This window comes from Nostoc sp. CCY0012 (assembly GCF_963920855.1).
Taxonomy (GTDB): Bacteria; Cyanobacteriota; Cyanobacteriia; order Cyanobacteriales; family Nostocaceae; genus Cyanocohniella.
Genome location: NZ_CAWUDM010000031.1, coordinates 1 through 15,015, shown reverse-complemented (window position 1 = coordinate 15,015; position 15,015 = coordinate 1). Strand labels below are relative to the sequence as shown.

Genomic DNA, 15,015 nt, shown 5'->3' with positions numbered 1-15,015 from the left:
AAATCACACTTAAATTTACTAGGAGTAATCAATAATCGTGCCTAAATACATCATGTGGGGAACTTACTGTGAAAACGTTCTCGAAAAACGTGACCCTTTCCGTCAAGCACACTTAGACGGATTAGCAAAACAGAAAGAATCTGGTGTACTGATTACTATTGGCCCTACCAAGGATGTCACCAAAGTGTTTGGTATTTACGAAACTGAAGACGAAGCCACAGTGCGCCAGTTGATTGAAAATGACCCCTATTGGAAAAATGGCATCTGGACTGAATATTTCGTGAAAGAGTGGATTCAAGCTTTTTAAATACCTGATAATTTCCAAATCATCTTTAATGTTTTCTGTCAATGTGTCAGTTTAATTACTGTCCACTAAATTAGCAAAGAACATCTCGAAAATCACATGATAATTTCCCGCTTTTAGTAGATGCGGTTAAAATTTCGCTAATGTAAATATCAGAAGGTTATCAGTTGTTGTATAACCTAAAAAATCAGTTGTTTAACAACTGCAAAACATTGAATTTTTCAACAAGGCACTACCATGAATCAAATCTTAAAACGTACACTTTTACCCAGCCTCATGGCTGCAAGTTTAACTGGTATTACTTTAGTTCCTGCTCAACAGGCTGCGGCTAACACAATGCTCAGAGATATCGGTACTGGAGCCGCTACTAGTGCAGCATCGGGAGCTATTAGAGGATGTGGCTCTTTACTCAATAATGCAGTGAAAGGTGCTGCTGCTGGCGCTGCTGTCAATGCGGCTAATAGCAACAGACAAAACCGCAGAAACCCCAACATAGCTAGAAATGCGGGAGTTGGCGCAGTTGCTAGTACTGTAACTGGTGCAGTTATTGGCAATTGTAAAGATCCTCTAGGCAATGCTGTGGATGGTGCAGCTGCGGGTGCAGTTATCCATATTTTGAACAACAACACAAGATAAGTTTGAATTTGTCATTAAATGACCCAACTTTGGATTTTGGATTTAAAAATAATTCAAAATCCAAACCTGTAAATCAATTTTCTAGACTGATTCGCTTGTAGTAAGGGCTACCCTACGGGTTCTGCGAAGCAGTACAGCCCTGGTTTTATGCAACTTCAATGCTCATTAGCTTATTTCCTCACGCACCAAAGTTGCTAACTTCTGCGCTGCGCCACTTTCGCCACGGGCGCTACGTAGCTTATTTCGCATATCATCTAACTTTTCTGGATGAGTCAAAAAGTCTAAAAATATTTCTGCTACCTCTTGGGGCTGGAGTTTACCTACAAGTTCTGGTACTATCTCCGCTTTTGCCCAAATATTAGGCCAAGCTAATAAACCCTTACGACTTAACACTAACCAGTTAATTGCTTTTGCAAAAGTAGAACCCACAACAGGCAAATTAGCTAATAATCCTGGTAAACCATCCCAAGAACGCATAGCATCAAGTTGCTGAGTTGGGATGACAACAATCATTGGTACAGCTAAAGCACCGAGTTCAGCTGTGTTCGCACCTACTGTAGTTAAACAAATACTACAGTGAGATAATAATTCATGGGCGGGATTTTCTCTGCACAATTCCACACACAAACCTGTTTCTGTTTTCAGGACGGGAATATCTGACTCGACTAAGACGGCGGATGAACTGCCAAAAACTTTGACAAAAGGGTTTTTTTCAGGATCAGCAAAACTAGCTAAAGTTAGTAAATCCAAAGTAGGCGCTACCGGAATCACAAATTTGGTTTGGGGTCTTTTTGCATGGATATATTCGGCAACAGCCAAGCATAATGGTACTCCTTGAGATAATTTTGCCGCTTTTGACCCAGGTAGTAAACCAATTATTTCAGTATTTAAGGTTGTTTTTTGAGTAATGTTTGTTTGTGCTTCCACCATCAAATCTCCCACAACCGTAAACTTGTGGGCATATTTTGGGGAAACTCGTTCAGACACTTTTGCCTGCATCACGCCAAAACGGTCAATCCATTTATGCCAACGCGCATCCCATTCGGCGTAAACAACGGTGCGATATCCCAGTTTTTTGCCAATGACTACCGGGAAAATTTGATCACCACCCAGGAAAACAACTACACCGCGATCGCGCCAATCCCAATTTTCCCATGTTTTACCCCACAGCAAAAACTGCCAAAAATGCTCTGCTGCTTGTACTCGATCCACTTCTGGGTAACTCATAGCGATGGCAGCTTCTTTCCCACTAGCATTAGGACAAGGTGACAACACCACAGAAATCCTCATCTGAGAACGCTCATCACCGAGTTCTTGCCGCAAAGCCTTGACAACTGGACGCACCCATGTAGTTATCTCACCAGGGCCATTGGAGAGAATCAAAATATCAACTGGTTCAGTCATTGGTCAATAATTCATTAGTTATTTTATTTTCTCCCCCACTCCCTACTCACCACTTCCTACTTCCCAATTATTAAGAAAATGTTACACAAATGTGAGCAAACACTTTTTTATTTTGTCAAGTTTTATAAATAAATATTTATTTTTTTATATCGATTTGTGTCATATAGACCACAAAATGCTCAATTGGTAAGGTTTTTCTGATAAAAAATTCATATTGCCGAAAAAAAAGAAGTAAATCTGACGGCGAATGTCGCTCAGAACTTCAGTTAGAGAACACGCATCAAAGGAGCCTATCTGCATGTTCACACACGTCAAGTCCACCATTAGACATATTGCGCCTGATAACTTACGCGGACGTAATTTAATCAAGGTGGTCTATGTCGTGCTTGAGTCCCAGTACCAAAGTGCATTGTCGCAAGCTGTTAGCACGATTAACTCGAACAATCCCAACCTGGCCATTGAAATCAGTGGGTATTTGATTGAGGAACTCCGCGATCCTGAGAACTATGAAGAGTTCAAAAGGGAGATGGAGACGGCTAATATCTTTATCGCCTCACTTATTTTTATAGAAGACTTAGCACAAAAAGTAGTTACTGCTGTAGAACCACACCGCGATCGCCTGGATGTTTCTGTGGTGTTCCCATCCATGCCAGAAGTCATGCGCCTAAATAAAATGGGTAGCTTTTCTTTGGCACAATTGGGTCAATCGAAGGGTGCGATCGCTCAATTCATGCGGAAACGCAAGGAGAAATCAGGCGCAGGATTCCAAGATGGAATGCTAAAACTGCTGCGAACCCTACCCCAAGTATTAAAGTTCTTGCCAATGGAAAAGGCACAGGACGCTCGACATTTCATGCTCAGTTTTCAGTATTGGCTGGGAGGTTCGCCAGAAAACCTGGAAAACTTCTTGCTGATGCTGGCTGATAAATACGTATTAAAAGATGTAGAAAAACAAAGATTTGCATCTCCTACATATCAACCGCCAGTTGTCTATCCCGATATGGGGATTTGGCATCCTTTGGCGACGACTATGTTTGAGGATGTGAAAGAGTACCTGAATTGGTATACAGCCCGCAAGGATATTTCTAGCGATCTCAAAGATCCCTTAGCGCCTTGTGTGGGATTAGTATTACAACGTACTCACTTAGTTACAGGTGATGATGCTCATTATGTAGCCATCGTCCAGGAATTGGAATCACTCGGTGCCAAGGTAATTCCTGTATTTGCTGGTGGTTTGGATTTCTCCAAACCCGTGGATGCTTACTTCTATGAACCGGCGACTAACACAACGCTCATAGATGCAGTTGTTTCCTTGACTGGTTTTGCCTTGGTGGGTGGCCCTGCTAGACAAGACCATCCCAAGGCAATTGAATCACTCAAACGCCTGAATCGTCCTTACATGGTGGCGTTACCCTTAGTTTTCCAAACGACTGAAGAGTGGTTGGATAGTGACTTGGGGTTACATCCAATTCAAGTGGCTTTACAAATTGCCATTCCGGAATTGGATGGAGCTATTGAGCCGATAATTTTATCAGGTAGAGATGGGACAACAGGTAAGGCGATCGCTCTCCAAGATCGTGTAGAAGCAGTAGCGCAACGGGCATTAAAATGGGCTAACCTGCGTCGTAAACCCAAACTAGACAAAAAAGTTGCCATTACCGTTTTCAGTTTCCCCCCAGATAAAGGTAACGTAGGCACAGCCGCTTACTTAGATGTATTCGGTTCCATCTACGAAGTATTAAAAGGGCTAAGAAACAACGGCTACGACGTACAAGACGTTCCCGAAAGCGCCCAAGCTTTGATGGAAGAAGTCATCCATGATGCCCAAGCTCAGTATGCAAGTCCAGAACTTAACATTGCCTACAGAATGTCTGTACCAGAGTATGAGGCACTCACCCCTTACTCGCAACGCCTAGAGGAAAACTGGGGGCCACCGCCAGGACATCTCAACAGCGATGGACAAAATCTGCTTATTTACGGCAAACAATTTGGTAACGTCTTCATTGGAGTGCAACCCACATTCGGTTATGAAGGTGACCCCATGCGGTTATTGTTCTCCCGTTCCGCCAGCCCTCATCACGGTTTTGCCGCCTACTATACTTACCTAGAGCAAATTTGGGGCGCGGATGCAGTCCTCCACTTTGGCACACATGGTTCCTTGGAATTTATGCCCGGTAAGCAAATGGGAATGTCGGGTGACTGTTACCCCGATAACTTAATTGGCACAATTCCCAACCTGTATTATTACGCAGCTAATAATCCTAGTGAAGCCACCATTGCCAAACGCCGCAGTTATGCCGAGACAATTTCTTACCTCACACCACCCGCAGAAAATGCAGGTTTATACAAAGGTTTGAAAGAACTCAGCGAGTTAATTGCTTCTTACCAAACCTTAAAAGATAGTGGGCGCGGTATTCCCATTGTCAATACCATCATGGATAAATGCCGCATCGTCAACCTGGATAAAGACATAAATTTACCAGAAACTGATGCCAAAGATATGACCGCCGATGAGCGCGATCGCATTGTTGGTAGCGTCTACCGTAAGTTAATGGAAATTGAGTCTAGGTTGTTACCTTGTGGGTTGCACGTCATTGGTAAACCACCATCGGCTGAAGAAGCAGTAGCTACCCTAGTTAACATTGGTAGTTTAGACCGTCAAGAAGAAGAAATTCTCAGCTTACCCCGCATCATTGCCAACAGCATCGGGCGTGACATCGATGACATTTACAAAAACAGCGACCTCGGTGTTTTAGAAGATGTCCAACTCCTGCAAGACATCACCTTAGCCACCCGTGAAGCAGTGGGCGCACTAGTCAAAGCCCAAACCGACGCTGAAGGACGTGTTTCTTTGGTTTCCCGGTTGAACTTCTTCAACATGGGCAAAAAAGAACCTTGGGTAGAAGCATTGCATCAAGCAGGTTATCCCAAAGTTGACCCAGAACCCCTCAAACCACTGTTTGAGTATTTGGAATTTTGCCTGAAACAAGTTTGTGCAGATAACGAACTCGGCGCATTACTCCAAGGACTAGAAGGTGAATATGTTCTCCCTGGCCCTGGTGGTGACCCCATTCGCAACCCGGATGTATTACCCACGGGTAAGAATATTCATGCCCTTGACCCCCAATCAATCCCGACATCAGCCGCAGTTCAATCAGCCAAAATCGTTGTAGATCGGCTATTGGCACGCAATAAGGCTGAAAATGAGGATAAATGGCCAGAAACCATCGCCTGTGTCCTCTGGGGAACCGATAACATCAAAACTTACGGTGAATCCCTAGCCCAAATCATGTGGATGATTGGTGTGCGTCCGGTTCCTGATGCCTTGGGACGGGTAAACAAGTTGGAATTGATACCTCTAGAAGAATTGGGAAGACCCAGAATTGATGTAGTCATCAACTGTTCCGGTGTATTCCGCGATTTGTTCATCAACCAAATGAACCTGCTAGACCAAGGCGTGAAAATGGCGGCTGAAGCCGACGAACCTTTAGAAATGAACTTTGTTCGTAAACACGCTTTGCAACAAGCCGAGGAAATGGGAATTAATCTGCGTCAAGCAGCGACTCGCGTCTTCTCCAATGCTTCTGGTTCCTACTCGTCAAACATCAACTTGGCTGTAGAAAACAGCACTTGGGATAGCGAAGCCGAGTTACAGGAAATGTACCTGAAACGCAAATCATTCTCCTTCAATTCCGATAATCCTGGTGTCATGGATGAGTCACGGCAGATTTTTGAAACCTCTTTGAAAACTGCTGATGCAACCTTCCAAAATCTTGATTCTTCGGAAATTAGCTTGACAGATGTTTCTCACTACTTTGACTCAGATCCTACCAAGTTGGTAGCAAGTCTGCGTGGCGATGGCAAAAAGCCAGCATCTTACATTGCAGACACCACCACAGCTAATGCACAGGTACGGTCATTATCCGAAACCGTGCGTTTAGATGCGCGTACCAAGTTGTTAAATCCCAAATGGTACGAGGGAATGTTATCTCACGGTTACGAAGGCGTGCGCGAACTTTCCAAGCGGTTGGTAAACACCACTGGTTGGAGTGCAACAGCCGGCGCTGTAGATAACTGGATTTATGAGGACACCAACGAAACCTTCATCAAAGATGAAGAAATGCAAAAACGCTTGATGAACCTCAACCCCCATTCTTTCCGCAAGATTGTTTCCACTTTGTTGGAAATGAATGGTCGCGGTTATTGGGAGACTAGCGAGGATAATTTAGACCGCCTGCGCGAGTTGTACCAAGAAGTCGAAGACCGGATTGAAGGAATAGAATAGAACTAACTGGGCAGGCATAACGCCTGCCTTAATTTTTTAATCTCAATTCAAAAAATATCCAAAAATCAGCACATCTATACTTAAATTCAAGAGAGTGATACACTTGAACTAATTATTAAGATAGAAGCAAATTTTTCATGCTTATAATTATATAATTATTAATTTTGGTAATCACTTAGGACTGACAACCATGATAGATGGTAAAGCAATTTCTATTTCCTTATTTACAGGCGCTTTCGGTCTAGACTTGGGTATGGAACAAGCAGGATTTCATACAGTCAGTGTAGTAGAAAAAGACCCTGATGCTACTCGCACAATAGCTATTAATAGACCATTTCTCAAAGAAAGTGCTGTTCCCAGAGAAATAGAAAAAGTCAGTTCCCAAGAATTACTTGAGGAAGGAGGAAGAGTTTTAAATTTAGGTAGAGTCTTACGCCCTGGTGAAGTAGACTTATTAACAGGTGGTCCACCTTGTCAGCCATTTAGTACCGCAGGAAAAAGAGGTTCAGTTATGGACCCTCGCGGTAGTTTATTCATGGACTTTATCCGCATTGTCAAAGAAGTACAACCCCGTTTTTTCTTGATGGAAAATGTGAGAGGTTTGCTTTCTGCTCCTCTGCGTCATAGGCCAATCAACCAACGGGGAAAAAATTACCCACCTTTAGAACCTGATGAAATCGCCGGTGCTGCGTTAATGGTGGTATTAACAGAAATGAACTTACTAGGCTATAACATTGTTTATAACCTTTTAGAAGCAGCAGATTACGGTGTTCCCCAAAACAGAGAACGTGTAGTTTTTATTGGTTCTAGAGATGGGGAAACTGCTACATTTCCTTTAGCTAAATATAGTAAAGATGGTCAAAAATTGCCTAAATGGTTGACCTTAAGAGATGCTTTAACAGGTTTAGTTGACCCACAACCAGAGTTTATAGCTTATTCCGAAAATCGTTTGAAATTTTTAAGATTATTAAAAGCCGGACAAAACTGGAGACATTTACCAGAAGAATTAAAAAAAGAGGCTATGGGAGGTGCTTATAATTCTGGAGGTGGAAAAGTCGGTTTTTATAGAAGATTATCTTGGGATAAACCTTCACCAACAATTACAACAAGTCCACACCAAAAAGCTACAGATATGTGTCATCCAGTAGAATTGCGTTCTTTAACTGTGCGCGAGTCTGCGAAAATCCAAACTTTCCCTGATGATTGGATTTTTTATGGTTCGGTAACTTCTAAATATAAACAAATTGGTAATGCAGTACCAGTACTATTGGCAAAAGAAATTGGTACTTATCTTTTCAACTTGATACAAGGAAATAAACCAAAAGGTAAAGAGATAGCTGAACAACTTTCACTGTTCTCTTTATAGAATTTACTTAGCAGCCAAGTCAGTAAAAGCCTGATCAATTTTCTGTAACATAGTTCTTACATGGTTCTCAACAAGGTTATAATCCATGTGAATTTTATTCCAAAATACTTGACCAGCAATGCGAGGAATATTCGGATCATTAAATGTCCACCGACCTAAATCAAAAGCTGCTATAAATAAAGGATTATCATGAACACTTAATTCTTTCTTTGCTCTAGGTGATTGAGAACCAGTTAACGTACCTTTTAGAGTTTTTAATTGTGCAAATTTAACTGTTACTTCTGAAAATAGCAGAATATCAATACCAGTAATTTTAATTCCAAATTCTAATTCTGGGTTAATAATATAAGGACTAATATTAGATATCTGTTCCCACAGGCTACCCATTGTTGTGCTAAGATTCCTTGTCACTGAGTTGCTAGTTACAAGCAATTTTGTTCCACATAGTTCAAAAAGATTTCGCGGGTTAGGATGATGATCAAGTATTGCACTTTTATTTTCAAAATCTGCTTTTAGCCACTCAATAAAATCATCTGCAAATTTCTCAGTTTTACTGCTAATTAACTGAGATTGTATATCTAATTCTAAAACAGAGCCATTCTGCCTGTCTTGTGCAATTTGATATTGAAAATAAGCAGGTGCTATTGAGGAAATCACTTTTGCGTACTTGTAAGCCGTATGCAAATCTTCATCGGCGATGTGAATCACATCAATTAATGAAGCATGATGTAAAATTAATGCTTTACGTTCTTTAACAGAAAGTGGTATTAGCTCATCAGCAGCTAACTCAGTAGACATAAAAACTACATTTAACTCATGGGGCTTTCTTAGTATTCCCGAAAATTATGCTCAATAATACAATACTTGCGTAAAATTATATTTACTAATTGATAAAATATACTTATGTGCTGGCTCTTTCACAACAGGCAAGCGCTCTAGTTTTTGAGGTTTTCTACAATGCAATCGCTCCCATATAAACTATTATTTTATTCAGGGTAAAATCTCAAAGCTATCACAATGCTGAGGTCGAAATAATCTAAAATCTCGCTGATATAACGTCAATATCTGTTGAGTCCCATAACGTTCAGCTATAGCCATGACACTTGCATCTACAAAGTCAATCCTGCTATCTGCATACTCATTCAATATTTCCCCCACACGCATGATATCTTTATCTGTCAAAGCCACTAAAGTAAATCGGCTTGCAGATAATCCTTGTAAGAAGTCTACTACTGTCTTGATACCTGTATTTTTTCCTACTAGATAAGCTATTTCTGCTAATACTGTTTGTGGTAATAAAATTTGTTTTTGTTGTATGTATATTTTTGTAATAGCAGTGTGCAGTATATCTGAACTATTCAACAATGCAACCACAAAGCCAGTATCAGCTACTGATGGTGTTCTTTCCATGTCCAACCTGATTTTTCCCTAATCTCATCTTGGAGAATATCTTCTGAATTGATAGCTAAATCAGGTGTTGTTGAAAATAAGCCAATTAATGGGTCAGACACAACATTATTAACAGGTTCTACTAATTGTGTATCCACGTATAATCTCACAGCTTCACTAATAATTGATTCAGGAGATTGACCACGTTCACTAGCTAGGTGTATGACTTTTTCCCATAAAGTCTTTTCAGGATTCCACTTAAATGTAGAGTTCACAATATCAGTTCTCTCTTATGGGTCATAACCCAAATTATAACAATACCCTAGGGGTTAATCTCCCTGACAGCAGGTGTCGCCTGTGGTAGACATGGCTCTGTTAGGCATCGAAGCATAAAATTAAAACATTACCATTGAGTTTTTACTACCCAGCACTCCCACATGGACTTATTGCGATCGCTACCGCTCGGATTATATTTAGAACAGCCGCAAACTTGGCTACACAAGCTCGACCCAAGGGTAAAAATTGCTTGGTTAATGAGCTTTCTCACTAGTTACAGTTTTGCCAATAACGAATGGCGCATACTGTTGGTAGCACTATTAATTCTTTTTACTTTAATTGCTCGCATTCCCCGCCGAGTCTGGCAAAAGCAAATGGGCTGGCTATTAATGCTCTGTTTTTTTGTGTTAGTGATTGCATCTATCAGTCCTGATGGTTTGGGTATAAATTATCAACCACGCCTACCAGTAAACGAGCAAGTCTTAACTCAGCCGATAAATGCTAATGATGCCAACAGTGTTCCAGTCACAATTAGTAATCAAGGCTATAGCTATGTCCTATTTCACCAAGGGCCAGTTAAAGTCACACGTCGTTCATTGGATTTGGCTGTGCGCTTGAGTACAATTATCTTTACCGTAATTTACAGCAGTAACTTATATCTCCTCACCACAGCGCCTGAAGAAATTACTACAGCCATAGAAAGCTTAATGCAGCCCTTGCGACGGCTGAAAATACCCGTAACTGAAATTACTTTAACTTTAACTTTGTCCTTGCGATTTATTCCCCTAGTCCTGGAAGAAGTGCAAAACTTAATTCGCTCTGTCATGACCAGGGCCATAAACTGGAAAAAACTGGGGTTGAAGGGAGCAGTCAAGCTTTGGATGATAGTAGCCGAAAGACTATTAGAAAATCTCTTATTACGGGCAGAACAAATGGCTAGCGCCATGATGGTACGCGGCTTTACTAGCCCCAACGAACATCAAGTCAAATGGCACGAACTACGACTTAAAGCACGAGATTGGCTAGCGATCGCAATCTTAACGTTATTTTGGGGGGCAAGGTTAGTTCTAGGCAATATGGCGTTTTAAAATAGTGTTGAGATGGGTAACAAAAAGAATTTTTTGTTAAGTGATATTACAAAGCTTGCAAAAATATTGAGAAATTACCTGCTATTCAAACATGGTTCTAACGTAGAACCTAGTAAGAGAGACTTGAGGTAAATATGATGAATAAGAGCAATATTCAAAAATATCGGTTTGTCTGTACCCTGACCTTTGGTGATATCTACGGTCAGATCATGATTTGGTTAATCACAATTACTCTGAGTTTGGCATCAGCCTTAGCATTGATGGGTGCGAAACGGCCTGTGTATGCCTTAGTAACAGTAGGTCTTATCGTTCTGCTGTCGCTGCCATTTTTGTTGTTTGCATTCGTCACGACATTGTTAAATCATATTGAAGTCATGCCGATGGAATCAACAACTAAGACCGAACCTATCCCTGGCAATATTTCTCAGCAACAACCAGTACAGGCAACTAGCTGACTATTAATCATCAAATTTTCCTCTAAAAAAAATATCCAGTCAGTAGGGTGCATTGTCGCGTAGCGCAACGCACCATTTTTATCCGAAATGTAGTGTCATGGAAGTGTATCCACACTCACGTTTGAAAATGTCATCTACCCTATCAACTAATCTTTGTTGGTAGGGATTTTTTTTTCAAAATGCATTTAACTCACTGCTGGATGAATTACATCTCTACAATAGAACAGCAGCTTTTTGCAGTCAGGGGCTAGTTATGCTGGAACATGATGTGATAATTGTCGGGGGTGGATTGGCGGGATGTCGCGCTGCTGTGGAAATTGCACGCACTGACCCCAGTTTAAATATTGCTGTGGTAGCTAAAACTCACCCTATTCGTTCGCACTCGGTGGCGGCTCAAGGTGGTATGGCGGCGTCGTTGAAAAATGTTGATTCAGAAGATAGTTGGGAAGCACATGCGTTTGATACTGTCAAGGGTTCTGACTATTTAGCAGACCAAGATGCCGTAGCTATTCTTGCCCAAGAAGCCCCAGATGTGGTGATTGATTTGGAACACATGGGTGTTTTATTCTCGCGTTTGCCGGACGGTAAGATTGCCCAAAGAGCTTTTGGGGGACATTCCCATAACCGTACTTGCTACGCCGCTGACAAGACTGGTCACGCAATTCTACACGAATTAGTGAACAACCTGCGGCGTTATGGGGTGCAAATTTATCAAGAATGGTACGTCATGCGCCTGATTTTGGAATCAAATCAGGTCAAGGGTGTGGTAATGTTTCACCTGCTAGACGGACATATAGAAGTGCTGAGGGCCAAGGCGGTGATGTTTGCCACTGGCGGGTATGGTCGCGTTTATAACACCACATCGAATGATTATGCCTCTACAGGTGATGGCTTGGCCATGACGGCGATGGCAGGTTTACCTTTAGAAGATATGGAATTTGTGCAATTTCATCCTACTGGCTTGTATCCAGTGGGTGTACTAATTTCCGAAGCAGTGCGTGGGGAAGGAGCATATTTAATTAACAGTGAAGGCGATCGCTTCATGAAAAACTATGCAGCCAGTCGGATGGAACTAGCTCCTCGTGATATTACCTCACGGGCGATCGCCTATGAAATTCGTGCCGGTCGGGGGATTCATCCTGATGGTAGTGCAGGTGGCCCCTTTGTCTATCTTGATTTGCGGCACATGGGTAAAGAAAAAATCATGAGTCGCGTTCCTTTCTGTTGGGAAGAAGCCCATCGTTTAGTAGGTGTGGATGCTGTAACTCAACCAATGCCCATTCGCCCCACCAATCATTACTGTATGGGTGGTATACCTGTAAACACAGACGGTCAAGTCCGTAGCAGTGGCGATAATTTAGTTGAGGGCTTCTTTGCTGCCGGGGAAACAGCTTGCGTGTCTGTACATGGTGCCAATCGCCTCGGTAGTAATTCGTTATTAGAATGTGTAGTTTATGGTAAGCGCACTGGGGCGGCGATCGCTCAATATGTGCAAAATCGAAAGTTACCAGACATCGACGAGCAACTTTACGTTAACGAAGCCCAACAACAAATTCAAGCCTTACTCGAACAAACAGGAAAATATCGGATTAACCAAGTGCGTCAATCTTTCCAAGATTGCATGACTGAGCATTGTGGCGTTTTTCGCACTGAAGAATTAATGCGCGAAGGATGGCAGAAAATAGATCATTTGCAACAGAAATATTCTGATATTTATTTAGATGATAAAGGTAGTTGTTGGAATACAGAATTAGTAGAAGCCTTAGAACTAAAAAGTTTAATGGTAGTAGGACAAACAATTTTAGCCTCAGCCATAAATCGTCAAGAAAGCCGTGGCGCACATTTCCGTGAAGACTATCCCCAGAGAGACGATAGTAATTTTCTCCAACACACTATGGCTTATTATTCACCAGCAGGTATTGATATTCAATATCGGCCAGTGGCAATCACCATGTTTGAGCCAAAGGAGCGAAAATATTAAAAATTCCAATAAACCCCTATTTTTTCGATTTAAGGCGATTTTATGCCTTCTTTTGTTCTAATTCTGCTGATCCCCATAACTTTCCTTGTCAAAAATTAATTCGTTATTTTTGGTTGAGGAAGTTTTTGAGGGATTGAGCAGAAATAATTAATACACAGGTTTATGGCGTTTATTGGATATTATTTTTCTATGGTTACTATTGATAATTGATTACTTACTAACAAAATATGAGAGAATTTTGCGTATAGCACTCCGATCTAACCGGAAGTTTGAAAAGCGATAAGACTACCTCTAAACCCGTTGGTTTTAACAGTTAGGTTGGAGTGATTCAAAGTTCACTTTCTAGTAAAAACAAAAAAGTCATGAGAACAATGATTGCTCGATCTGTCCTGTCATCAGTTTTTGGAGCTGCACTAGCTTTTTCTAGCATCGTGCCCATACCTGTCCAAGCTCAAACTAACTGTCCTAAAGTTGAAGAAGAAGATATTGCCCAACTCTTCGACCGCTGGAATACGTCTTTACAAACGGGTGATCCAGATGCAGTTGTCCAAAACTATGCCCAAGATGGTGTTTTATTACCGACAGTTTCTAATCAAGTGCGAACAAATCATGATGAAATCAAAGATTATTTTGTCAAGTTCTTGGCACTGAAACCCGAAGGTAAAATTAATCAGCAAAACATTCGTGTTTTTTGTGGTCTTGCCATCAATTCAGGCATTTATACATTTAATGTGACTCAAGATAATCAAGCCGCACAAGTCCAAGCAAGATATACATTTGTGTATCAAAAAATAGATGATAACTGGGTAATAGTCGAGCATCACTCTTCAGCTATGCCAGAAGTAATTGATGTTAGCGCTCACAAGTAATCTGCTAACCCAGCCAAAGACAAAGTTAGTCAAGCAACGCTGAAACTATCTTGACTACTACCATGTAAAGATGTATGATTCAGGCACTCGAAGGGGAGTAGCTGCTGGCATTAAAGAAATTTCCGTGCCAGTCCATCTGAATCAACATGCTGGCGATGAGCCTGGTTCAGATGACAAATAACAAATATTTGGAAGCGAGACCTTCACTAAAGTTTGCACAAAAAAGTGTGTGAGCTTCGGTGAAGTGTTTTTGCTCTCATTGAAGCTCCATACAGGTAAAAAATCCTTAGGAGTTTTAGAGAGTGTTAACAGCATTTACCGCAGGTTTATTACTAATTACAGTTTCCGAACTGGGAGATAAAACATTTTTCATTGCTGTCATCTTAGCCATGAAACACTCACGCAGACTGGTGTTCATGGGTGTGGCTTCTGCTTTAGCGGCGATGACAATTCTGTCAGTGCTATTCGGACAAGTAGTATCTTTATTGCCAAAATTTTATATTCATTACGCCGCGATCGCTTTATTTATGATCTTTGGGATTAAATTGCTATACGCAGCAAGTAAAATGCCCGCCTCCACATGTGACACAGAAGTTGTAGACGAAGCCAAAGCAGCAGTAGAAAAAGCCGATTCCCAACTACCAAAGCGACAAACCCCATTAGCAATTTTTCTAGAAGCCTTTGCCCTCACATTTGTAGCAGAATGGGGCGATCGCACACAAATTGCCACAATTGCCCTAGCAGCCAGACACAACCCCATTGGAGTCGCAGCAGGAGCCGTATTAGGACATGCCATTTGTACTGCGATCGCCGTCATCGGCGGTAGAATGATCGCCGGGCGCATTTCCGAACGTCAGCTCACCTTTGCCGGCGGATGCTTGTTTCTGCTCTTTGGTATCCTCGCTGCGGTGGAAGGAGTGTGAGAAGAGGCAGGGGGCAGGGGGAAAGAGGCAGGGGGGCAG

The 15,015-nt window shown here is 41.7% G+C and carries 13 protein-coding genes; 9 read left to right on the top strand and 4 right to left on the bottom strand.

Translation table 11 applies throughout. From position 1 onward, the window contains the following. Nucleotides 1-37 precede the first annotated feature (37 nt). Both ACM0OS_RS11190 and ACM0OS_RS11185 read left to right on the top strand, forming a co-directional pair. Nucleotides 38-307: a YciI family protein gene (locus tag ACM0OS_RS11190; protein ID WP_414543257.1), complete on the top strand. Its 270-nt coding sequence runs from the start codon at nt 38-40 to the stop codon at nt 305-307. 234 nt (nt 308-541) lie between these two features. Next, nucleotides 542-940, top strand: coding sequence for a hypothetical protein (locus tag ACM0OS_RS11185; protein ID WP_414543256.1), 399 nt, complete (start codon nt 542-544; stop codon nt 938-940). A gap of 165 nt (nt 941-1,105) precedes the next feature. On the opposite strand, the gene ACM0OS_RS11180 is transcribed toward ACM0OS_RS11185, so the two are convergent. Further along, on the bottom strand, nt 1,106-2,344 hold the full coding sequence (locus ACM0OS_RS11180; RefSeq protein WP_414543255.1) for a lipid-A-disaccharide synthase: 1,239 nt from the start codon (nt 2,342-2,344) through the stop codon (nt 1,106-1,108). Nucleotides 2,345-2,642: 298 nt separating this feature from the next. On the opposite strand from ACM0OS_RS11180, the gene ACM0OS_RS11175 reads away from it, so the two are divergent. Together ACM0OS_RS11175 and ACM0OS_RS11170 are read left to right on the top strand one after the other, a co-directional pair. Beyond that, entirely contained in the window at nt 2,643-6,629 is a 3,987-nt protein-coding gene (locus ACM0OS_RS11175; RefSeq protein ID WP_414543254.1) for a magnesium chelatase subunit H, read from the top strand. 190 nt (nt 6,630-6,819) lie between these two features. Then, on the top strand, nt 6,820-7,995 hold the full coding sequence (locus ACM0OS_RS11170; protein WP_414543253.1) for a DNA cytosine methyltransferase: 1,176 nt from the start codon (nt 6,820-6,822) through the stop codon (nt 7,993-7,995). Between the two features lie 3 nt (nt 7,996-7,998). Here ACM0OS_RS11170 and ACM0OS_RS11165 read toward each other — a convergent pair whose 3' ends face one another. The 3 genes from ACM0OS_RS11165 to ACM0OS_RS11155 all read right to left on the bottom strand — a co-directional run bounded on the left by ACM0OS_RS11165 (nt 7,999) and on the right by ACM0OS_RS11155 (nt 9,659). Continuing rightward, on the bottom strand, nt 7,999-8,793 hold the full coding sequence (locus tag ACM0OS_RS11165) for a hypothetical protein (protein WP_414543252.1): 795 nt from the start codon (nt 8,791-8,793) through the stop codon (nt 7,999-8,001). 192 nt (nt 8,794-8,985) lie between these two features. Then, nucleotides 8,986-9,405: a type II toxin-antitoxin system VapC family toxin gene (locus ACM0OS_RS11160; RefSeq protein WP_414543251.1), complete on the bottom strand. Its 420-nt coding sequence runs from the start codon at nt 9,403-9,405 to the stop codon at nt 8,986-8,988. Continuing rightward, nucleotides 9,384-9,659 (bottom strand): hypothetical protein, encoded by a 276-nt coding sequence (locus ACM0OS_RS11155; RefSeq protein ID WP_414543250.1) that lies wholly within the window; start codon nt 9,657-9,659, stop codon nt 9,384-9,386. Before ACM0OS_RS11155 ends, ACM0OS_RS11160 begins: the two co-directional genes overlap by 22 nt. A 162-nt stretch (nt 9,660-9,821) precedes the next feature. Between ACM0OS_RS11155 and ACM0OS_RS11150 the strand changes: the two genes are divergently transcribed. The 5 genes from ACM0OS_RS11150 (at nt 9,822) to ACM0OS_RS11130 (ending at nt 14,976) form a co-directional block, all read left to right on the top strand. Further along, nucleotides 9,822-10,748 (top strand): energy-coupling factor transporter transmembrane component T family protein, encoded by a 927-nt coding sequence (locus ACM0OS_RS11150; RefSeq protein ID WP_414543249.1) that lies wholly within the window; start codon nt 9,822-9,824, stop codon nt 10,746-10,748. Between the two features lie 137 nt (nt 10,749-10,885). Next, a complete protein-coding gene (locus ACM0OS_RS11145) occupies nt 10,886-11,203 on the top strand; it encodes a hypothetical protein (protein WP_414543293.1) in 318 nt (105 codons plus the stop codon). Nucleotides 11,204-11,456: 253 nt separating this feature from the next. Beyond that, a complete protein-coding gene (locus ACM0OS_RS11140) occupies nt 11,457-13,184 on the top strand; it encodes a succinate dehydrogenase/fumarate reductase flavoprotein subunit (protein ID WP_414543248.1) in 1,728 nt (575 codons plus the stop codon). 371 nt (nt 13,185-13,555) lie between these two features. After that, nucleotides 13,556-14,053, top strand: coding sequence for an SgcJ/EcaC family oxidoreductase (locus ACM0OS_RS11135; RefSeq protein ID WP_414543247.1), 498 nt, complete (start codon nt 13,556-13,558; stop codon nt 14,051-14,053). A gap of 302 nt (nt 14,054-14,355) precedes the next feature. Further along, nucleotides 14,356-14,976 carry a TMEM165/GDT1 family protein gene (locus ACM0OS_RS11130; RefSeq protein WP_414543246.1) on the top strand — a complete coding sequence of 207 codons (621 nt, stop codon included), beginning with the start codon at nt 14,356-14,358 and terminating at the stop codon, nt 14,974-14,976. Nucleotides 14,977-15,015 lie beyond the last annotated feature (39 nt).